General features: G+C 48.9%; 15 protein-coding genes. 5 read left to right on the top strand and 10 right to left on the bottom strand.

All coding sequences use genetic code 11. The annotated features are described in order from the left end of the window. Positions 1-344: 344 nt before the first annotated feature. Positions 345-1,973 (top strand): AMP-binding protein, encoded by a 1,629-nt coding sequence (locus C9J03_RS06745; RefSeq protein WP_197078586.1) that lies wholly within the window; start codon positions 345-347, stop codon positions 1,971-1,973. Between the two features lie 62 nt (positions 1,974-2,035). Here the strand turns inward: C9J03_RS06745 and C9J03_RS06740 are convergent, their stop codons facing one another. After that, positions 2,036-3,922 carry a methyl-accepting chemotaxis protein gene (locus tag C9J03_RS06740; protein WP_044621225.1) on the bottom strand — a complete coding sequence of 629 codons (1,887 nt, stop codon included), beginning with the start codon at positions 3,920-3,922 and terminating at the stop codon, positions 2,036-2,038. A gap of 268 nt (positions 3,923-4,190) precedes the next feature. Here C9J03_RS06740 and C9J03_RS06735 point away from each other — a divergent pair, with 268 nt between their 5' ends. Genes C9J03_RS06735 through C9J03_RS06725 form a run of 3 tightly spaced genes read left to right on the top strand, consistent with a single transcriptional unit; the run spans position 4,191 to position 6,521 of the window. Beyond that, the gene (locus C9J03_RS06735) at positions 4,191-4,538 is read left to right on the top strand and encodes a PepSY domain-containing protein (protein ID WP_044621226.1); all 348 of its coding nucleotides are present in this window, start codon (positions 4,191-4,193) and stop codon (positions 4,536-4,538) included. Beyond that, complete coding sequence (locus C9J03_RS06730; RefSeq protein ID WP_044621227.1) at positions 4,535-5,194, top strand: response regulator transcription factor; 660 nt, start codon at positions 4,535-4,537, stop codon at positions 5,192-5,194. Before C9J03_RS06735 ends, C9J03_RS06730 begins: the two co-directional genes overlap by 4 nt. Then, complete coding sequence (locus C9J03_RS06725) at positions 5,184-6,521, top strand: ATP-binding protein (RefSeq protein ID WP_044621228.1); 1,338 nt, start codon at positions 5,184-5,186, stop codon at positions 6,519-6,521. The genes C9J03_RS06730 and C9J03_RS06725 overlap by 11 nt, the downstream gene beginning before the upstream one ends. Positions 6,522-6,604: 83 nt before the next feature. Here the strand turns inward: C9J03_RS06725 and C9J03_RS06720 are convergent, their stop codons facing one another. After that, positions 6,605-6,841 (bottom strand): hypothetical protein, encoded by a 237-nt coding sequence (locus C9J03_RS06720; protein ID WP_044621229.1) that lies wholly within the window; start codon positions 6,839-6,841, stop codon positions 6,605-6,607. A 201-nt stretch (positions 6,842-7,042) separates the two neighbouring features. On the opposite strand from C9J03_RS06720, the gene C9J03_RS06715 reads away from it, so the two are divergent. Beyond that, a complete protein-coding gene (locus tag C9J03_RS06715; RefSeq protein ID WP_044621230.1) occupies positions 7,043-8,692 on the top strand; it encodes an ABC-ATPase domain-containing protein in 1,650 nt (549 codons plus the stop codon). Between the two features lie 82 nt (positions 8,693-8,774). Here C9J03_RS06715 and C9J03_RS06710 read toward each other — a convergent pair whose 3' ends face one another. The 8 genes from C9J03_RS06710 to C9J03_RS06675 form a co-directional block, all read right to left on the bottom strand. Beyond that, the gene (locus tag C9J03_RS06710; protein WP_044621231.1) at positions 8,775-10,358 is read right to left on the bottom strand and encodes a methyl-accepting chemotaxis protein; all 1,584 of its coding nucleotides are present in this window, start codon (positions 10,356-10,358) and stop codon (positions 8,775-8,777) included. Between the two features lie 252 nt (positions 10,359-10,610). Further along, positions 10,611-11,567, bottom strand: coding sequence for a patatin-like phospholipase family protein (locus tag C9J03_RS06705; RefSeq protein ID WP_044621232.1), 957 nt, complete (start codon positions 11,565-11,567; stop codon positions 10,611-10,613). Next, the gene (locus tag C9J03_RS06700; protein WP_231580643.1) at positions 11,560-12,702 is read right to left on the bottom strand and encodes a DUF4056 domain-containing protein; all 1,143 of its coding nucleotides are present in this window, start codon (positions 12,700-12,702) and stop codon (positions 11,560-11,562) included. The genes C9J03_RS06705 and C9J03_RS06700 overlap by 8 nt, the downstream gene beginning before the upstream one ends. Before the next feature lie 122 nt (positions 12,703-12,824). Next, positions 12,825-14,012 (bottom strand): BamA/TamA family outer membrane protein, encoded by a 1,188-nt coding sequence (locus C9J03_RS06695; protein ID WP_044621234.1) that lies wholly within the window; start codon positions 14,010-14,012, stop codon positions 12,825-12,827. Between the two features lie 13 nt (positions 14,013-14,025). Then, on the bottom strand, positions 14,026-14,919 hold the full coding sequence (locus C9J03_RS06690) for a hypothetical protein (RefSeq protein WP_044621235.1): 894 nt from the start codon (positions 14,917-14,919) through the stop codon (positions 14,026-14,028). A 210-nt stretch (positions 14,920-15,129) separates the two neighbouring features. Further along, positions 15,130-17,271, bottom strand: coding sequence for a 1,4-alpha-glucan branching protein GlgB (glgB, locus tag C9J03_RS06685; protein ID WP_044621236.1), 2,142 nt, complete (start codon positions 17,269-17,271; stop codon positions 15,130-15,132). A 55-nt stretch (positions 17,272-17,326) separates the two neighbouring features. Next, on the bottom strand, positions 17,327-19,510 hold the full coding sequence (gene malQ / locus C9J03_RS06680) for a 4-alpha-glucanotransferase (RefSeq protein WP_044621237.1): 2,184 nt from the start codon (positions 19,508-19,510) through the stop codon (positions 17,327-17,329). A gap of 85 nt (positions 19,511-19,595) precedes the next feature. Further along, positions 19,596-22,055, bottom strand: a complete 2,460-nt coding sequence (locus C9J03_RS06675) for a glycogen/starch/alpha-glucan phosphorylase (RefSeq protein WP_044621238.1) — start codon at positions 22,053-22,055, stop codon at positions 19,596-19,598. Positions 22,056-22,091: the final 36 nt, after the last annotated feature.

Below are 22,091 nucleotides of genomic sequence, written 5' to 3'. Positions count from 1 at the left end.
TAATTTTACGTAATTCCACAAACAAGAATAACTTCATTCATGACATAAAATTATCACTATTGTAATAGAAACATGGATTTATGGACATGCCATTAAATGTAAAAAAATTGTACACCTGTTTGAATTTTGTTCTATTTTAATCTCTGAAAGCTAATTATTTTTTTCGGGGTTGCTTTAGTTGGGTGGTTTTCATAGACAGAAAAACCGCAAATATCTACTTGACCAAACAATGGATTTAGCATTACTTTAACAAAAACACAACACGGAAGGATCGAAGTATGACTCTACCTCTGCAATCGGATCGCTTAAGGGATACTCTGATGACTCAACCACTGCCAACTGAAATGATACTCAAATGGGCAGAAGAACGCGCAGATGATGTGTATCTTCGCCAGATCATCAACCGTCAATTTGTAGATTTCACCTATGCAGAGGTAGCTGACAAAGCATTGCGGCTAGTCAGCGCTCTCCGTGCCCAAGGGTTCAAACCCGGCGATCGTATCGCCCTGATGTCCAAGAACTGTGCCGAATGGTTTATCACCGATCTTGCACTCATGCTGGGAAGCTACATCAGTGTACCGATCTTCCCTACTGCAGGCCCGGAAACGATCGAACACTGCTTGACCCACAGTGAATCGAAAGCAGTGCTGATCGGTAAGCTTGATGACAGCAAGGCCGCTATCTCGGTAATGGAAAAACACCCTGATATTGTTTCCATCGCCTTCAACTATCCATCGGCACCGAAATGTGACCACGACTTCAATACCTTGCTCTCGCAACATCAACCTTCTGAAGAGCGTCCCAATCACCAGCAAGATGATTTGATGTCTATTGTCTATACCTCAGGCACCTCAGGGTTGCCGAAAGGGGCAATGCTCAGCTATGGCTCTTTTGCTTGGGCAGCACAACGACTGGTTGATCATATCGGCATGCAAGATGGCGAGCGCCTTTTCTCTTATCTGCCGCTCGCTCACATCACCGAACGCGTCTATATTTTCGGTTCATCCGTGATGTCAGGGATGCAAGTTGCCTTCCCTGAGTCACTCGATACCTTCATCGACGACGTTAAAATGCACCGCCCAACCCTGTTCATTTCGGTTCCGCGCCTGTGGACAGTGTTCCAGCAACGTATTTTGGAAAAGCTGCCGCAAGCTAAACTTAACATCCTGCTCAAGATCCCGTTTATTTCGGGTGTCATCAAACGCAAGCTAGCTGACGGGCTAGGCTTGAACAAGGCTCGAGTCCTAGGCTGTGGATCTGCACCGGTGTCGCCAGCTCTGCTACGTTGGTACGAAAGCATCGGCCTCAACATTACCGAAGCTTGGGGGATGACGGAGAGCTTTGCATACAGCACACTCAACCACCCCTTCCGCAGTGATAAAATCGGTACCGTTGGTAATGCCGGTCCTGGCGTCGAAATCAAGGTCTCAGCCGATGAAGAAATCCTGGTGCGTGGTATGGGGTTATTCTCCGGCTACTACAAAAACGAAGAAGCAACCAAAGAAATGTTCGATGAGGATGGCTGGCTGCATACCGGTGACATCGGCTTTATGGATGAGGACGGCTACCTATCAATTCAGGGGCGTAAGAACGATACCTTTAAGACTGCCAAAGGGAAATTTGTCTCACCAGTCCCAATCGAGAAGCGTATCTTTGAGCTTGCCAATATCGAAATGATGTGTGTAGTGGGTTCGGGTATGCCTGCACCCATCTTGCTGGCTGTACCGCATGACTTCCCCAACTTTGACCGCGAGCGTTACGCCCGTACGGCTGAGCGCGTTATCAATACCCTCAACCAAGAGCTTGAGTCACATGCCAAAATTAAGGGGGTGCTGATGATAAAAGAGCCTTGGAGTATTGAGAACGGTATTCTGACGCCAACATTGAAAATCAAGCGCCATCTGCTTGAGAAGAAGTATCACGATATTGGCGCTCACTGGCCGAAAGATAAACTGGTACAGTGGGAAGAATAACGTCTGACTAGCCATCAAAACATCGCCCCCGCATTAGCGGGGGCGTTTTTTTAACCAGAAAATTAGAGCTTGTAGCGTTGTACTTCCTGCTCTAGCTGCCCTGCTAACGCTTTTAAAGACTCAGCTTGTCGAGCAGCTTCCATGGCTTCTTGTGCCATTTGATTGGCAACTTCTTGGACACCCTCGGTATTGCGGCTAATTTCAGCAGTCACACTTGATTGTTCTTCGGCTGCCGAGGCAATCTGCGTCGCCATGTCACTAATCACATTTATCTCGCTGGCAATACTATTGATACTGTCACCTGCCGCATCGACATCCTGTACGCTGGTATCAGCCAGCTGATGGCTATCGTTCATCACCGTGACTGCGTTATGCGTTGTCGACTGCAAGGTCTCAATCATGGTTTGAATTTCCTGCGTTGAAGTATGGGTACGCTGAGAAAGAACGCGAACCTCATCGGCAACAACCGCAAACCCGCGCCCCTGCTCTCCGGCACGAGCGGCCTCAATGGCAGCATTAAGCGCCAGCAGGTTGGTCTGCTCGGCGATATCGCGAATGGTCGAAAGAATAGTACTGATTTTCAGCGCATGCTCATTGAGATCTTCAATAATGGATGCTGCATTGGTCACTTCACTGGCCAAATTACCAATCGACTGCTGACTCTGCCCTACTTGGCGATGTCCATCCCCCGCTAGCGAAACTGCCTGCTCTGCTGTTTTCGCCGTATTCTCAGCGTTGCCTGCGATTTCTTGTGTTGCACTTGCCATTTCGGTTACCGCCGTCGCCACCATAGTGATCTCATCTTGCTGCTGGCGAATATTGTGGCTACGCTGAGTTGACGAAGTCGCGGCATCTGCTGCGTTACGGTTTAGCTCCAGTGCAATATCACGCAATTTAGACGCCATTACATGCTGATGCGAAACGAACTGATTGAAGCTTTCGGCCAATTGGCCAACCTCATCTTGGCTGTTTACCGGGATCCGAGCGGTTAGATCCCCTTCCCCATGGGCAATATCAGCCAAGGCCGCTGATACTTTTTTCAATTCACTCAGCTGCTTTGTCAATAGCAAACTGATCAAACCGCCCACAACAACCAGAATCACCAGGCCGATAAGCAGCTCGTCAAGCAACATGCTCTTGAGCGGCGCTTCAAGCGCAGACTTATCCATCACCATTACCAGCGCCCAGCCCGAATTAGGGACGGCATGAATTGCTACGGCACGCTCGCGACCATCGAAATCACTAAGGAAATAACCGTCATCCTGCATTTCACTTCGCAGCAAATGTGAATTCAGTCCCAGATCAGTAATGGGCTTTAGCTGCATATCCCGGTTAGGGTGAGCGACAATCACCTGGTTATCCATATCAAGTAACATGGCATAACCCTGTCCTAGTACCGGAATATTCAATACATCACGCATCAAGTCACCGAGTGCCAAGTCTGCACCTACGACACCTTTTAGCTGACCACTCTGCATCACCGGCTCGGCCAAGGTAACAACCAATGTCTGCATGGTGTGGCTCATATACGGCGCGGTAACCACTGCCTCGCGCGCGGATGAGGCCTCCTGATACCAGCCCCTTTCACGTGGATCATATCCTGCACGGTTCAGGGATGGGTCTTGGCGGTACATATCACCAAGCTGGTTACCGTAAAAACTCAAACTGAAATCGCCGGAGAGATGCATTTGCTTCAGATGCTCAACGATATTTGGCGCATTATTGCCGGCCATCGTATTTACCACAGCGTTGACTGCAGCCTGTTTGTTGGCTAGCCAGTCACCGATCCCTTTGGTAACCGCTACCGAGGTATTACGGCTTTCACTTTCAATTGATTGCCAAGCCTGGGTTTTCATTGAATGGTAAGAGAAACCGCCAAGGGCTGTAGCGGTAATAGAAATAGCAACAAAACTCGACAATAGCAGTTTTGTTTTTAAGGATAATTGCATAACGTCCCTTTATCTCGAAACAAAATTGGTGCGATTATAGTGTGTGGCACGAATTAATATCATGATCTACCACTAAAAACGCCTGGCTTATTCAAAAAAATCAAGTAGGTATGCATAGCTATTTCTAGTGGTCATTTCTATTTATAACGACCAACTCCTCATAATACTCAAGAAATAAATGGCATTTTGTCTGTATTCGCACATACAACATACAATCACTTGGGTATATTCATTTTCGGTTCACGTACAATCAGTTACAATTCAATGTATGAATAGAAAAAGCAAATACATAGCCATTTTGTCACTTCTCTTTTTTGCAGTTTCAGCACTGGCAAGCGTTGAGCTGGAAATTGAAGAAGACCACGACGACGTTATGCGAGCAGTTCAACAAGGGCTGGTACAGCCTTTTTCGTCTCTACAATCCAAAGTCGATGAACAGCTTCACGGCCGGATCATTCGTGTCGAGTTAGAAGAGGATGATGACATTTGGATCTATGAATTAAAGCTTATCGACCCCAATAATAATATTGTCAGAGTGGAATACGATGCGAAAACGTTAACCATTCTCGAAATAAAAGGCCGGGGTCTTGAAAACATTATCAAGGTAGACCAATGAAAATACTCGTCGTTGAAGATGAATTAGCCTTGGGCGAACAAATTGTTGAAGGTTTAGAACATAGCGGCTGGGTAGCCGAACTCTCCAGTGATGGCATCGATGCCTTATACCGTGCCACCTCTGAGCCATGGGACGGTATCATCCTCGATTTAGGCCTGCCTAAATTAGACGGCCTGACGGTGCTCAAAGGCATTCGCGACGAGAACGTCACCTGCCCCGTCATTATTCTCAGTGCCCGTAACGAACTCACCCAGCGTGTCGAAGGGCTAAATGCCGGTGCCGATGATTACCTGACCAAACCTTTCCAGATGATTGAACTGGTAGCCCGTTTGCGTGCACAGGTCCGACGCTCTACCGGCAATGCCTCACCCGTTATCCAAATTGGCGGTCTGAGCCTCGATACCCGCACTTCAAAAGTAATGCACAATGGTGAAAGTATCGATCTTACCGCGTTGGAGTTTAAGGTGCTCTCGTACATGATGCACAATGCCGATAAAGTCATTTCCCGTACCGAGTTGGTTGAGCATATTTACAAGCAGGACTTTGACCGCGATTCCAACACGATTGAAGTGTTCATTGGCCGCATACGCCGCAAAATCGGCGGTGATGTTATCAAAACCGTAAGAGGACTCGGGTATCGTATCAATGCCGATTAGAGCCCCACACACCTCTTTACCAAGCTTACGCAGCCGCTTGCTTATTGCCGCGGCTGTGTGGCTATTAGGTACTACCCTTACCGCTGGTTACCTGATGCCATCGTTCATCAAAACTTACCTGGTTGATCAGGAAAAACACCAGCTTTATATCTATCTTGACGAATTAACCGCACAGATAGATGTCGACAACAAAGGGAATTTGATCCCTCCAAGAGCCCTGTCTAACCCTCGCTTCCAGCAACCTTATAGCGGTCTGTACTGGACTTTGAATGTTGCCGATAACGAATTTCGTTCTCGCTCATTGTGGGATACCCGTATCACCGGTGATGACGAATCAGGTTATGCTGGCCCCAACAAGCAATCGCTAATTGTCTTGACCCGAAATATTCTTCTGCCCGAACTGGATGAGCCTGTCACCTTGACGGTTGCAATCAACCAAGAAAGATTGCTTAAAACCCTCAACCAACTCACCGGCGGCTTGTGGCTTATTTTACTTGTCATGGCAGGCGGTATCCTGTGCTTAATCTGGCTGCAGGTAAGCTGGTCACTCTGGCCGCTGCGGCGCTTGCAAAATAATTTGAAACAAGTCCGTGAGGGAGAAACCTCGGAATTGAGTGGGGTCTACCCCGCCGAGATCCGTCCGGTTGTCGATGATTTGAATGCCCTGCTATTTCATTACCAAGAGTTGCTAGAACGAGCACGCAATCACGCGGGCAACCTTTCGCACGCTCTCAAAACACCGATAGCCATTCTTAATAATGAGGTTGCCCACCTCAATGTTCAGGAACGGTCAAAGCTTGAACCTTTGCTGCAGCAGCTTCAGCAGCACATCGACTACCACCTCGTCCGGGCACGAATGGCAGGGGCAAGTAACATCCTGTCAGCTAAAACTGCCCCTTCAAGCCGAGTTGATGCTATCTCCATGGCGATGGACAAGGTATATGCACACAGGGGCGTTGTGCTCGTTAACGAGCTGGACAGTGATTTGCAGGTCGCAATCGAAAAGCGGGATCTCGACGAGATCTTGGGTAACCTGATTGAGAACAGCTACAAATGGGCCAATAGCTTGATAAGGGTCCACCAGCCAGAGCAAACTTCGGAGTCTGTATTGCTGGTTATTGAAGATGATGGCCCCGGGATTGACGATGATGCCTATCACAACGCCCTCAAGCGTGGCGTTAGGCTTGATGAAGCCACGCCCGGAACAGGTCTGGGATTAAATATTGCAAATGAATTAGCCCATAGCTACCGGGGTGAGCTTAGCCTTAGCCGGAGCCAGCTTGGCGGATTAAAAGCATCAATCAAGCTGCCCAAGCCAAGAAACTAACAAGACAGGCTCTCCTACAACAGCCCACCTGGCGAGCAAGTGCTCGCCTTTATTCTTAATGGCGATAGCGTTAAGAATGACTACTACGGCCAAAGAGTCAGATTCAATATTCTGACAACCACACCCAGCACGAGAGAGGCCACGCCCAACCGATACCATTTGAACTCTTCGACGGACATGCCAATACGGTTATAAAACATCTTCAAAACACCAGTCCAGTCGCTTGTCCGACGGCCATACAAAATAATCCCGTTTCCTACCATGGCTAGCCCAGCCAGAATCAACAGGTACTCGGCAACGGTCATTGATAACTGCAGCATGGTGTACTCCCTTTTTTATCATCTACACTCTGATTTAATGCCATTCCCACTAATAGCTCAATTAGACCAAGGTAGAGTTAAACGTCTCTCGGCGGACGGCTTTAATAAAAAATGCAACGAACCGCAAACTTTATATGCTTATTCAAGGCGTTTAGTGTAGAATCCTGCCCCCGGAATTTCTAACGAAGGTATCGAGGCGACATGCAATTACTCGAAGCAAAACTACATAAAATTGACCGTCATAATTACCGCAGCTACTCCAGCTTGCGCGGTGAATACCATTTCGTTGACTTCGATTTCTTCATTGATATCACTCAATCAGACCCTTTTGCGCCAGCATCACGTGTGCGTGCACGCCGCAAGTGGTCATTGACCGATCTTGAATGGCTAAAAGAGCAGTCCCCTGACTACCAGCGTGCAGCTCGTGACTTCATTGCCCGCCATTTCGCTGAACTGGCCCAGCAGATCAACGAGATTCAAATCGACCGCCCGGGACAAGCCGTTCTAGACCGCACCGCCGTTGTCTTTGACGATGACGCACTTGAATTGCGCTTTCGCGTAGATTTGCCATCAGACGGCCGTACAATCATTGCCAAGAAAACGGCAAACCTGCTGACGTTCACCATGCCAAAGATCATCCGTCGCGCCACGATCGCCCGTGAATTGCCGATGGACGAGCTAAAGCGTCATTGTGAAACCGTCGAAGATCAGGTGGCACTGCGCAAGCAGCTTGCGGATAAAGGCTTAATGGCATTTGTTGCAGACGACAGTATCCTTCCTCGCCTGGCCGGTAACAGTGACCTGCCGATGGCTGACGCCCTTCCGTTTGTCAGCCCAGAGAGCCTTGCGGTTGAACTGGAAGCACCTCACCGCGGCAAGATTCGCGGTATGGGTGTCCCTAAAGGTATTACCATGATTGTCGGTGGCGGCTTCCACGGTAAATCAACCTTGCTAAATGCCATCGAGAACTCGGTCTATGACCATATTCCTGGTGATGGCCGAGAGTACATTGTTACTGATGAATCAGCGTCGAAGATCCGTGCAGAAGACGGCCGCTGTGTACACAACGTCGATCTAACGCCATACATCAGCAACCTACCAATGGGCAAGGACACCAGCATGTTCTCTACCCAGAATGCATCAGGTTCCACTTCCCAGGCCTCATGGCTACAAGAGTCTATCGAAGCCGGCTCTAACGCCCTACTGATTGATGAAGACACCTCTGCGTCAAACTTCATGATCCGTGATGAGCGCATGCAGGCCCTAATTGCCAAGGACGACGAACCCATCACCCCGCTTGTCGATCGTATTTCATTGCTAAGAGACCAGCTAGACGTATCGGTATTGCTGGTAATGGGAGGCTCAGGTGACTACCTGGACGTCGCCGATACGGTTATCCAGATGCACAACTATCAGGCACTGGATGTGACCGAGAAAGCGAAAGGGGTTGTCGCGTCTCACCCTACCCGCCGCCAGCTGGAGGGAAGTAGTGAAATCGCCCGTCCGCGTACGCGTAAGCTCAACCGTGCCGGCCTAAAAGCACAGCTGGAAGACGGCAAGTTCCGTATCCAGGTCAAAGACAAGACGTCTATGCGCTTCGGCCGTGAATTCATTGATCTTCAAGCACTGGAGCAAGTCGCCGACTCGAGCCAACTGCATGCTATCGGTTGGTTATGGTTCCAGATTGCACAGGGCAAGGGCTGGGAAAAATCACCAAGTAAAGCCTTCAGCCAGATGCTGGCGAGTGATGAGTGGTTCCGTACCATGCCGAACTACGGTGATATCGCCAAGCCGCGAGTGATTGAAGTCATGGCTGTACTGAACCGTATGCGCAAAGCTGAATTCAAATAATTCATTCTACATAATCAAAAGCCCACAACATTTGCATGTTGTGGGCTTTTTTACACCGGTAATCCGTTAGGTTTCATTCTGATTAATGGCGACGCTGGAACTGATTCATCAACCGCTCTAGACCTTCCAAGCGCTCCACCAGCATCCGGGTACTTTCCACCGAAATATCACTGGTTTTCTCTGTTTCATTGCCTAATAGATTTATCTTCTGAATATGCTCAGAGATATCGGCACTCACCCCCGCTTGTTGCTCAACCGCCGCGGCGATTTGATGGCTGCTATCCGTTACAACATCCAGGACATGGTTGATTTCCTTCAACTGTTCCCCCATTGCCAGGGCTTGTTGACGGCAATGTTCCGACTGTTCGCCACCGCGTTCTACAGCGGCGACTGCCTGGCCGGCAATATCCTGAAGCTGGGTGATCATCTGGTGGATTTCACCGGTCGATGATTGGGTTTTCTGTGCCAATGAACGGACTTCATCGGCAACCACAGCAAAGCCTCTTCCCGCCTCTCCGGCACGAGCGGCTTCTATTGCTGCATTGAGGGCCAGAAGATTAGTTTGGTCAGCAATAGTCCCAATCACATCGAGAATACCCTCGATTTGGCGGCTGCTTTCTGACAATGCATTAATCACCCTTTTTGAGTCATCCAGCTCATTGTGCAAAGCATTAACCGACGTAATGGTTTCCTCTACCCGCACTAGCCCGCTATTGGCGACTTGCTGCGCCTTCACCGTCATTTCAGACGCATTCGATGCATTTTCCGCCACCTCTCTCACGGTTGAGGCCATTTGATCTATCGCCACCCCAACTTGCTCTGTGGCAAGTGTCTGCTCTTGTAAATTAGTTTTGATTTGCTGCGTGTGAGCAAATTCATCCTCGGCCGACAGCAGGATATCCGCTGACGTTTCACTGGCTCGCCCGACAATGGCTCGCACCTCGGCCCGCCGCATCCTCAGCGCCAACTCTATCCCAGAATAATCGTCATACTTTCCGGTATAGATCGGCTCCATCAGTGAATTGTCATACGCTTCACGGGCCAGCGCAGTAACCGCAGACAAGCGTTGTTGCGCATACAGGTTAACCATTAGGCCTAGCAGCAGTGCGGCACTTGTGAGTATCGAAATAACTGAATAGCTAGTTACGGCCTGAAATGTACTGAGTAGCCCTGTAATAACGAGCAGTACATTCAGTAGCGCCCCGTATCTCAGGCGAAAGCCGCTGCTACCACGCTTGCCCTCGTTGATGGCTTTATAAGTGCCCTCTGCGCGCTTTATCTCTTCTTTACTTGGCCGACTGCGTACAGACTGGTACTCAATCACCTGCCCTTCGCTGTTGACGATTGGCGTAACGAACGCAGAGACCCAGTAGTAATTTCCGTTCTTGCACTTGTTCTTCACCAATCCCATCCAGCTTTTGCCTGCTTTGACATATTGCCAAAGCTGCGCAAATGCCGCTTTGGGCATATCCGCATGCCTTACTATGTTATGCGGGTTATCAACTAATTCCTGGTTGCTATAACCGGCGACGTCACAAAAGCTGGTATTAGCATAAGTAATGGTGCTAGTGGGATCCGTCGTTGAGATCAGATTCCAAGAGGATGAATATTCGACTTCCTGCCCTGGCTGCGAAATATTCTGAAAATGTGTGTTTTCCGCTTTCATTTCTGTCACTTATTGTTTTTTTACCGGTTCTAATAAAAACACTCAGGCGAGCAAACTATCGCTTCTCGCAGCCGCTTATTGTGACATTAATTCCAAAGTATCAATTTGATTTATATTAATTATTCTAAAGGCATCAACCAATTGTACGCGTGTTTAGCCATATTCATTCCTAAACCCGAACCACAGATCAAAACGACGAGGCCATTGCCTCGTCGTTTTTAATCTTTATGCTCGGTTTGCAACCGCGGCAATCTAATCCCCTTGCCCCAGATGAGCCTTGAGTTCTGGCAATGCCTGTTTCATGGCTTGGTAACCAACATTCATCGCGGCGGTGCGTTCTACTGAACCACCAAAATTTACTAAACTCGGGTCGGGTGATACTGGCGCCAGCACTATCTCTGCACTATCAATTTCTTCTTTGGTGGCTATGCAGCTTTGGATCCAGAAGGTGTTCGCCATAGTATCAACAGCAGTGTACTTGAGAGGTGGTGGCAAGCTACAGAACACATCAACAGCAATCACAATATCCGCCCCAAGTTGGCGAGCTGCATAGACTGGCACCAGTGACAGCACTCCCCCATCCACCAGGATATCTTCATTGTGATAAATTGGCACAAACACCCCAGGTACACTTGATGAAGTTTGCACGGCTTCACCAATATCTCCTGCAGTGAACATTACAGCCTTCTGCTGGGTCAAGTTGGTAGCAACAATACCGGTTGTGACAGGCAAATCGCTGATATCTTTATACCCGGTATGCTTGTTCACCCATCTTGCCAAGGCTTTGCCTTTTATCAGCCCCTTGCGAGAGAGATTGATATCAACAATCTCATGCTCGGCAAACTCAAACATCTTACGTTCAACATCAGGGTATTCGTGACTGCTATATAGGGCAGCAGCGATCGAGCCCACCGATGTGCCGGTGACAATATCAGCTTTGATTCCGGCTTCTTCCAAGGCCTTCATCACCCCCAGGTGCATCATGCCGCGAGACGCACCGCCGCCGAACGCAATAGCCAGCTTAGGCTTATCGTCTTTTGAAGATCGCCCGTGCAAAACTTGTGGCATCGCCTCTGCCGTTGACACCATGTTAATATCGACAGCCGTAAGGTCATCGTATTTATTGACAGTTGAGCACCCGTATAAGCCAGTCAACAGCAACAGAGAAATAAAGTGACGGACTACTTTTTTAAACGCGGTGTTATTCATTGCCAACTCCTATTGCTTCCATTTCTTTGCTGTCCTGTTGCTTGGCATATCTAGCAATCATTGGGAACTCGGTGTGAACAATACGCTCAGACCACAACTGCTCAGGAATATGGCTAAATGTCGCAGCATAACGAGGCATGATTTCAAGTACTAACGTGGCGATATTATCCAGCTCTAGCGATTCTGCATAGGCTGGCAATGAAAGCGCTATTGCAGACGTTTTCGCCACTGGAGCAAGGTGCTCAAACTGATCCCCCAATAACTCTGGCGTTAGTAAATAAGGGGTTTGCTGATCACCCAGCTCATAATGGCGCTTCAACACCATATATTTGTTTGGAATAGACTCTTTCGAGCTCCACCATTTGCCATCGACAGCAGCGAGAACCTGTTTTGCCTGCGCCTTATCGACTATACCCAGTTCCTGCAAGCTTGCGTTCAGCCATAAGCTTACATTCTGATTGTATTCCTGTTCACTCAACACGTTACGATGTTGGATCAAGTTAAGTACAATCTTTGCACCCAGCATATTGGAGTACAGATCTTCAAGCGAATAGGCAGAAATGGTTTCTGGCCAACCAGAAAAACTGGTATAGCCATGCCACTGGGCAATTTCATGAGATTCCGCTTTAAAGTATGCCAATCGGGCCGCCAAGTGTGCAGCTACTGACCACTGCTGCTTATCAGTCAGCGCTGATACATCGAAAGCCCTCATTTCAATATAGCGAGGTCCAAGCTCGGCAGGTAAGTCTATGCGGTGGGCTTGTCCCAAATTAGCCAAAATTTCGAAGAATAAACCAATGGTGTCATCTGCAGTATCGCGTACATGGGCAAGATCTATAAAGCCGCCTTGTTGGGTGTACACAATACCGTTATTTTCACTACCACCATGATCCAATACCGAAGAGGAAGCTGACGTGTAGTAATAAATCCCACAGGCAAATTTATGTGGGCCGATATCGCTAAGACCTACCACGTTATTTAGGCGAAAAAAAGGCACCGAAACCAAACCAAGCTTTACCTTCTGCATATCGCCGAAGGCGCAGCACGGACGTACGTTTTGAGGCACGGTTAACTTCGGGTAACGGGCTTCTTGCAATTGCCATGGTTGGCTTGTCGACTTCCCTTCTATTAGCATCTCGGTCACTTCAGCATTGCTTGGCACTGCATAGGTTTGCCACGTATTGGATGAACATCCAACCAGTAATGAAAGTAGAGCGGTAGCAAAAAAAGGGCGAAAAGGTGAACAGCTCATTGTTGTCAAAACGCTTCGTTGATAGCAAAGTAAAATCCGCTTTGATCATTACCAAAGCCCATATCTAGGCGCAAATTGACGCGCTGCTTGATTTCAAAGCGATAGCCTATCCCCACGGAGTAAAGCCAGTCCTCTTCGCCCAGTTGATCAAATTCCTCGGCCAATGTCCCCGCCCCTATCCAGTACACCATGCCATGGCGGCCTGACAGCGGTTGACGGTACTCTGCTTGGGAAATAAACAAATTCCGGTCACGGTAGTGACCCTGCTCGTAACCACGCAGTGCCTCGGCTCCTCCAAGCAACGCCATTTGGTCCCAACTCACATCACCGAAATTTGATTCCACCCGCGCTTGCCATGCAAGGACACCAGGGATAAGCGACAATGAGTGGTAATCACTGTAGTTAAGGCTTATCCGCTCGAAATCATTATCTGAACCCAATGCGGTATTAAAATTGTGGTATTCAAGTTGAATCAGCCGCCCTTTTGACGCATTAAGAGCAAAGTCACGGGAATCGTAAGTCAGGCTGATCATCCCGCCGACATTACGCTGGGTTTCCGGAAAATTGGCAACACCGGCCCCAACCCAAGGTGTATCCGGATGCTCCTGCTTAGCATCTGACGCTTCATTGCGGGACAGTTCAACGCCCATGCCAAGATAGGTATATGGCAGGACGCGTACCATACCCGTTACTGAGCCAGAATAAGTACGGCGATCATAATCGACACGCTCATTGTTCATACCGGCATCAACACCAATACCGTAAAAAATATCTGGTGAGTCCATTAGTTCAGCATCGATAAACAAGCGGTACTTGTCGTTCTTTAGGTAGTTTGCGTTGCGTATCGCGACGCCATAGGCACCATTGATCGAACCAAAGCCATTGAGAGTGATAGAGCTTGGTTGCGTGGTGGTATCTTTCATATCTGGCATATACAAACCTACCGCCGATACGCCAATACCGAATTTTTTCTCCGGCGTATAAAACGGCCCTGGCATCACGCTCCAGTCGATCCCCTTTTCAGGATTGAAACCACCATCGGCACCTAGTTCAAGCAACATACCATCAAGCCATTGCTGGTAGCGTTGGTACGCGGTTAGCTCTGGCTCATGCTGGACGGACTCTTGCTCGGTCTGCGTTGCAGCACTGGTGCCAGACAATACCAAGCAAACAAAAGGAAGTATTTTTTTCATTGTTTATTAATTGTTAGAATCGGCGACCTAAGGCAAAGAAGAGCGTCTCTCGCTGTCCAAACCCTGCTTCCATTAAAATGTCCCAATCGCGATTGAAGGCATATTGAAACCCTACGATACCATTCCATTTTTCGTCCGCGCTTTGGCTAACTTCAAACCCCGCGTCAGGGGCGCTATCGATAATGGGGTCGAGAAAATCTGGAAGGTTTAAGCTCTTCAGGTCACCTGACAACTCTTGCTGAACATCCTGATACATCGCACCGACAAATACCCGAAGTTCACGGCCACCATCGTATTCCCAGCGATGACCGACACGCGGAGCCGCGACAAAAGTCTTGATGTTGCCATCAATAGCCGCAATCTTGGTGTAGGTGTAGTTCATGTCTACCAGTGCAAACCAGTTACCCATGCCACCGGCCAGAGTTGTACCAACACCGTAAGTACCACCATCCATATCCAACTCAAACATGACATTATCCGGAAGATTGTCCCCGGCAGCATTAAGCAGCATGCACAGCGGCTTGTTAAGACCTGAAACGGATGATGCATCACAGCTCAAAGAGTTTATCTTGGCCTTACTGGTACCCTGGGTATAACCGAGGATACCGTAGAGGTTCATAAACGGGAAAACCCACACATCTCCGCGCAGGGTAATGTTCGAGCCTGTAAAATCGGCGTGATTGGCATCAACGTCAATCGCTTCTAGCAGAGGGTGGCCGGTTAGAGCAATACTATTTACCGTGATAGGGTTGCTCATATCCATGTAAGACAATGAGAAGCCATATGGCTTTGGCAAGGTGTAACCTAACTTTTCAGCTTCATCGCCCCAAATTGGAAAAAAAGACTGTTGGGCAAAGCTGAGAGGGGAAATAATTACGGCTAATGATAATAAAACTTTAAATTTCAAAATATTTTCTTCATTTTAGTGAAACCCCTCACGGGATTCTTTGTTACAAATCATTGCACCTCATTAATTAACCACTACTGAACCGCGCACTAAAAAAGTGACATAGTTCTCAAAAAAATTGTTACGTTTGTCATTGGTAGAATTATGCCGACAACAAATATAAAAAAACCCGCAAAGTCTGCGGGTTTTTTTATCTATGAAGTTTAGCGATTACTTAAAGCGGTAGAACACTGTCGCCAATGGCGGCAAGTCAACAGCAATAGACTGCTCAAGGCCATGGCTGGCAACCTGCTCTGTCGCGATTGATGCCTTAACCGGTGCATTACTACCCCAGTATTTCTCATCATCCGTATTAAGCAGCAATTCATATTCACCTTCAGCCGGCACACCAAGCAAATAGCCTTCACGTGGTACCGGGGTAAAGTTCGATACCACAAGTACCTTGTCACCATTAAGCGCTATACGTTCATGGGCCAAAATACTATTACCGGCATCGTCTTGAACTCGCCATTCAAAACCGGCAGGATCGCAATCTTGCTCATACATCGCTGGCTCTGAGGTATACAAGGCATTCAGATCTTTAACCAGTGCCTGCATACCACTATGGCGTGGGTACTGAAGCCAGTGCCATTCCAGCTGGCCGTCATGGTTCCACTCTGCACTCTGGGCGATTTCAGCACCCATAAAGTTAAGCTTCTTGCCTGGCTGGCCATACATGTAACCCATGTATGCACGCAAGTTAGCGGTTTTCTGCCACTCGTCACCCGGCATCTTGTCCAGCATTGAACCTTTACCGTAAACCACTTCATCATGAGAGAGTGACAATACGTAGTTTTCGCTGAAGGCATACACCATAGGGAAAGTAATGGTGTTGTGGTGGTAACTGCGGTGAATCGGCTCCTCCTTGATATAAGAAAGGCTATCGTGCATCCACCCCATATTCCACTTAAAGCCAAAGCCCAAGCCACCCATGTCCGTTGGCTTCGTCACGCCCGGGAAGGCCGTCGACTCTTCAGCGATGGTCATCGCATTCGGGTAGTGACGGTAAACTTCTTCATTCACCCATCGCAGCAAGCTCACCGCATCAAAGTTTACGTTGCCGCCTTCATGGTTAGGGATCCACTGATCGTGCTCACGGGAGTAATCCAAGTAGAGCATCGATGCAACCGCATCAACTCGCAGGCCATCAATGTGGTAATGCTCAAACCAGAACAGTGCATTCGACACTAGGAAACGGCGGACATGATCACGGCCGTAGTCATAAATATAGCTCTGCCAGTCCTGATGCCAACCACGACGCGGATCAGGATCATTAAACAGTGCCGTACCGTCGAAATTCGCCAAACCATGTTCATCGGATGGGAAATGGGCTGGTACCCAGTCCAATACCACACCAATGTTCGCTTGGTGACATTGATCAACGAAGTACTTGAAGTCATCCGGAGAGCCGAAACGGCTGGTTGGTGCAAACAGGCCGATTGGCTGATAACCCCATGAACCGTAGAACGGGTGCTCAGAAACCGGCATCAGCTCGACATGGGTGTACCCCATATCGCTTAGGTATGGGATTAGCTCATCGGCAAGTTCACGGTAGTTGAGGAACTCACCCTGATCGTTCTTGCGCCACGAACCAGCATGCAGCTCATAAAATGACAAAGCCTGCTGGTGCTTGGCTGTTACCGGACGGTTTTGCCATGCACCATCTTGCCAAGTATATTTCGCCTGGTCGTAGACTTTTGATGCAAAAGACGGGTATTGCTCAGACTCGTAGCCCCAAGGATCCGCTTTATGTGGTAACCCTTCGCCGGCACTGTCTTTAAGTTCAAATTTATAGTGGGTACCTTCTTCCAGTTCAGGAATAAATAGCCCCCACAAACCATCATCAAGGCGCTGCATTGGGTGACGGCGGCCATCCCACGCATTAAAGTGTCCAACGACACTTACTGCTGAGGCATTCGGTGCAAAGACAAGAAAGCGTACACCGGAAATAGAAGAGTTGCCTCGATTCAAAGTGACAAGCTGAGCGCCCATTTCACTGTGCATCAGTGATGGGTCTGCCAGAGCTTCACCGGACTGAATCAGATTATGGAATTGGTAAGGGTCATAAATCGTTTGTTCGCCTTGCGGCCAATTAACGACAAGTTGATATAGTGCAGTGGTAAAATCGAAATCACCCCCAAGCACAAAACCGCTATCAGCTTCACGTGCGAGGGTAAAACGTTCACCGTTTTCAGTTATTGCTTCAATAGAATCAGCACCTGGCATATACACACGAAGTGCAATGTCGTTCGACTGGTATTGAGGGCCTAAAAATGAAAATGGGTCTGAAAATGCAGCTCTCTCGAGCTGCATGTATTCCTTATCACTGCGGGTCACTGTAGGTGTGTCCAACGCATTACTCCTGATATTACTTATTGTTTGATGCTTCTGCTCGTGTCTCGGTTAAACGACGAGTCAAGTCAACAATATTCTGGCGGGTGAAGATATCATCCAATGTGGTCGACAATTTACGACGCCAGTTCGGGTATTCATCAACGGTACCCGGAATGTTGACCGGCTTGTCCATTTCTAGCCAGTCTTCCAGCTGTAGGCTCAACAAAGCACTAGAGCCGGCAGCTAGGTGGAGTTGCATGGCTTCGCTTAGGTACTGATCCATCGGTACATATGCAGCATTATGCCCAACCCCTTCAGGAAGATAACCATGCCAAGCTAAACTATCAAGGATTTTTTGTTTGCTTTCGGCACGGCTATCAAACAAACCTGCCAGTTGTTCCTTGTCTGGGTACAAGCCAAGCTCTTCACCCATTTTCAGGTCATCACAATGCCAGAAACCACGCAGTGTAGGCATATCGTGCGTACAAAGAGCAGACATTGACTGGTCGGCATAGTGTTTAGGTGAGTAGAAGCCACCGTCTTCGGCTGTTTCGAAGAAGAACACTTTGTATGAGTGAATACCGGCCGTCGCCAACTTATCAACGATTTCATCAGGAACCGTACCCAAGTCTTCACCGATTACCGTACACTGGTAACGATGGCTTTCTAGCGCCAGAATCGACATCATGTCTTCAACCGGATAGTACATGTAAGCACCGTTTTGCGCTGATTCACCTTTCGGGATCCACCATAGACGCAACAAGCCAAGTACGTGGTCGATACGCAAAGCACCACAACTACGCATATTCGCACGAAGAAGCTGGATAAACGGCTCGTACGCACGCTCTTTCAGCACTTCTGGATTCAGCGGTGGAAGGCCCCAGTTCTGGCCTAGAGGACCAAGAATATCTGGCGGCGCACCCACACTGACGTCCTGACACAGTGCACCGTGGTCAGCCCACGTCTCTGAGCCTGAATCACAAACACCTACTGCAAGGTCACGGTACAGACCAATCGTCATACCCTTCTCTTCAGCCAGTTCATTCACCTCTGCCAACTGGGTGTCAGCTAGCCATTGCAGGTACATGTATAGCTGTACTTGTGAATAGTTTTTCTTGATGAACGTCTGTACAGCCGCATTATCAAAGTGGCGGTACTGCTCAGGGAATACAGGCCAGCCCCAAGTATTATCGTCATCTTTCTTCAGCTCAGCATGTAGCGCATCGAATGCCGCTTGGTGAAGCAAGCTCTCACCACCATCTTCAACGAACTGTAAGAACTGCTGGGCACGTGCGGTATTTTTCTCAAGATGGCGCTCGCTGAACGTTTTGAACAACAGAGGCAGAACAGCCATTTTCAGACAAGACACTTCGCTGTAGTTTACCCAGTTTGCATTGCGCGCTTCATTCAGGCGCAGCTGGAACTCAGGGCTACCAACAAGCTGCTGGGCTTCATCACACTGGGCGAACTCAGTCACTGAGCTAACATCAATGTACATCAGGTTCAGCCAACGACGTGAAGATGGGCTGTATGGGCTCGCACCTTCCGGGTTAGCTGGGAATAAGGAGTGAATTGGGTTCAAACCCACAAAGTCACCACCACGGGCAGCAACGTCAGCAACCAATTGCTTCAGATCGCCGAAGTCACCAATACCCCAGTTGTGGTTAGTACGAATTGAATACAGCTGAACGCTGGTCCCCCAAAGCTTCTTGTTATTCAGCAGATCTTGCTGCTTGAAACAAGACGTCGGCGTCACGATCAAAGTCATTTCGAAAGGAGATTTACGACGCTTACGGAACACCTCAAGCTTGTGATAACCCCAAGCCAGATCATCCGGCAAAGCAAAAACCAAGGTACCACCGTCTGCACGCTCGTCAGAAACAAGCTGAGACTGCAGCCAGCCTTCCAGCACATCCCCCTGCTCGGTTTCCAAGCGCCAGCTGAAATCGCTGATACGTGCGCTTTGGCCCAAATGCATTTCAATGTGCATCGGCTCGCCACTGCGAACCACCTTCACTGGTGCTAGCACATCAGGGCGCAGTTTCTTGTTTGCCGATTCCAGCAAGGCTTCATCGCTTTTGGTGTCGTAACCTAGCGCTGCCAACAGGCGACGGATTGTATCGCTGTCAACTTGCGCCTCATCCCCCCAAGCACTGACATAGTTATCGGCAATGCCGACCATGTCTGCCACTTGTTTTAATACTTGATCGTCTTTCATCGTTCTCTCCGTTAGCGGCCTTGCGGCCGCTACGATGTTTAAAGTTTTGCTGATATCAATTCGTACTTTTTGCAGGCTAGAGCAGTTACAGTGAAACTGGCTCTAGTTTCCAGATGTTGTTAGCGTAGTCTCGAATACTACGGTCTGAACTGAACTTGCTCATCAGTGCCGTGTTCAGAATGGCCTTGCGGGCCCATGTCTTCTGGTCACGGTATTCCGCATCAATCTTCTCGTGCGTCTTCACGTAATCGGCAAAGTCAGCCAGTACCAGGTATGGGTCACCACCGTCCAGCAAGTTATGGCGAATTGCCGCTAGCTGGCCAGGGTTGCCTGGTGTGAATTCATCCGTCTCTAACAAATCCAGTGCTGCGCGTAGAAGGCTATCAGCATGGTAGTAACGGTAAGGGTCGTAGCCCTCTTCCTTCAGTTTTTGCACTTCATCAACCAATAGACCGAAGATGAAGATGTTTTCATCGCCCACTTCTTCGCGCATCTCTACGTTTGCGCCATCCATCGTACCAATTGTCAGTGCACCGTTCATGGCGAACTTCATGTTACCCGTACCTGATGCTTCTTTACCGGCCGTCGAGATTTGCTCGGACACATCGGCTGCTGGGAACAAAATTTCAGCCAGGCTGACACGGTAATCAGGAATGAATACCACTTTCAGCTTACCGCCAAGGCGTGGGTCGTTGTTCACTTTCTCTGCCACTTTGTTAATGGCGAAGATAATGTCTTTAGCCAGTGCGTAACCTGGTGCTGCTTTCGCACCAAAGAAGAACACACGCGGGTGCATGTCGAACGTTGGATCGTTCAGTAGGCGATGGTAAAGCGCCAGAATATGCAGCAAGTTCAGGTGCTGACGCTTGTATTCGTGCAGGCGCTTGATTTGGATATCAAAGATAGCATCCGTATCCAATTCGATACCCATGTTTTCTTCAACCCAGTCAGCCAAACGCTGCTTGTTCTCTTTCTTCACTGCCATGTAGCGCTTCTGGAACGCTGCATCGTCAGCAAATTTCTCTAGGCCTGCGATTTTCTCAAGGTTAGCTGGCCAGTCGTTACCCACTTTCTCACTGATCAGCGCAGAAAGGCCTGGGTTACAGTATTTGATCCAGCGACGTGGCGTTACACCGTTGGTCACGTTGGTCAAACGGCCAGGGAACAGCTCGTTGAACTCAGGGAACAGATCGCGCTTGACCAGCTCTGAGTGCAGTGCTGCAACACCGTTCACCGCGTAAGTGCTCACGACGCAAAGGTTAGCCATGCGAACCATACGGTGTGGGCCTTCCTGAATAATGGAAAGCTTGCGCTTCACTTCGTTGTTGCCCGGCCAAGTTTGTTCAACCAGCTTCATGAAGCGATGGTTAATTTCAAAGATGATCTCCATGTGGCGAGGCAGCATCTGCTGGATCAGTGCTTCGCTCCATGTTTCCAGCGCTTCTGGCAGCAAGGTGTGGTTGGTGTAGGCAAAGGTCTTTGACGAAATTTCCCATGCCTTGTCCCAGCCTAGCTTGTACTCATCAAGGAGGATGCGCATTAACTCAGGGATAGCGATAGTTGGGTGAGTATCGTTTAGCTGGATAGTTTCCAGCTCAGCTAGGGACTCGATAGTGTTACCCGCAGCTTCGTGGCGGCGAAGGATGTCAGCAACCGAACAAGCACAGTGGAAGTACTGCTGCATCAGGCGCAGTGCTTTGCCTTGATCGTGGTTGTCGTTCGGGTATAGAACTTTAGTGACGTTACCGGCTTCTAGTGCCGAGTACTGTGCACCAACATAGTCACCATCATTAAAACGCGCTAGGTTGAACGGCGCGTTTGAGCGGCACTCCCAAAGGCGTAGCGGGTAAACACTCTTGTTGTCGTAACCGACAATCGGTAGGTCCCATGCCACACCTTCTACCGTCATACCCGGTACCCAGCGGCGGCACTCAACACCGTTTTCATCGGTGTAAGCTTCAACATGACCGTATAGGCTAACTTCTTGTGCCAGCTCAGGACGAAGTACTTCCCATGGGTAGCCTTCGATACCACGCCATGCATCCGGTGCTTCTACCTGACGACCATCAACAAAAGACTGACGGAACAGACCGTATTCATAGTGAAGACCGTAACCAACAGCTGGATACTCTTGTGCAGCCAGGGAGTCCATGAAACAAGCCGCTAGACGACCCAGACCACCGTTACCCAGTGCAGGGTCACGCTCTTCTTCCAACAGGTCAGTCAGATTCTGGCCCATCTCTTCCATAGCTTCAGCAACGTTTTCGTATAGACCCATGCTGATTAGGTTGTTGCCGGTAAGGCGGCCGATCAGAAACTCCAGTGAAAGATAGTTCACACTGCGTGCTTTCTGCTCAGCAAGATTCTTTTCTGTCGCCAATAGGTTGCCGGTGCTGATTTCAGCCAGCGCTTTACCCATTGCTAGATACCAACTGCGAGTCGTCGCTGTGTCATCTGTTGCTGCGTAAGTTGTTGTGAGGTGTTTTTCTACCGCCGCTTTAAAGGCAGCTTTATTAAATTGTTGTGTCTGACCATTCTTAGGCATGGTTCAATCTCGCTCTAGGATTATTTCCAACTGCTG

It is taken from the genome of Photobacterium gaetbulicola (assembly GCF_003025515.1).
GTDB classification, from domain to species: Bacteria; Pseudomonadota; Gammaproteobacteria; order Enterobacterales; family Vibrionaceae; genus Photobacterium; species Photobacterium gaetbulicola.
Note: the sequence above shows the minus strand (reverse complement) of the source record. Positions and strands in the feature narration are given on the sequence as shown.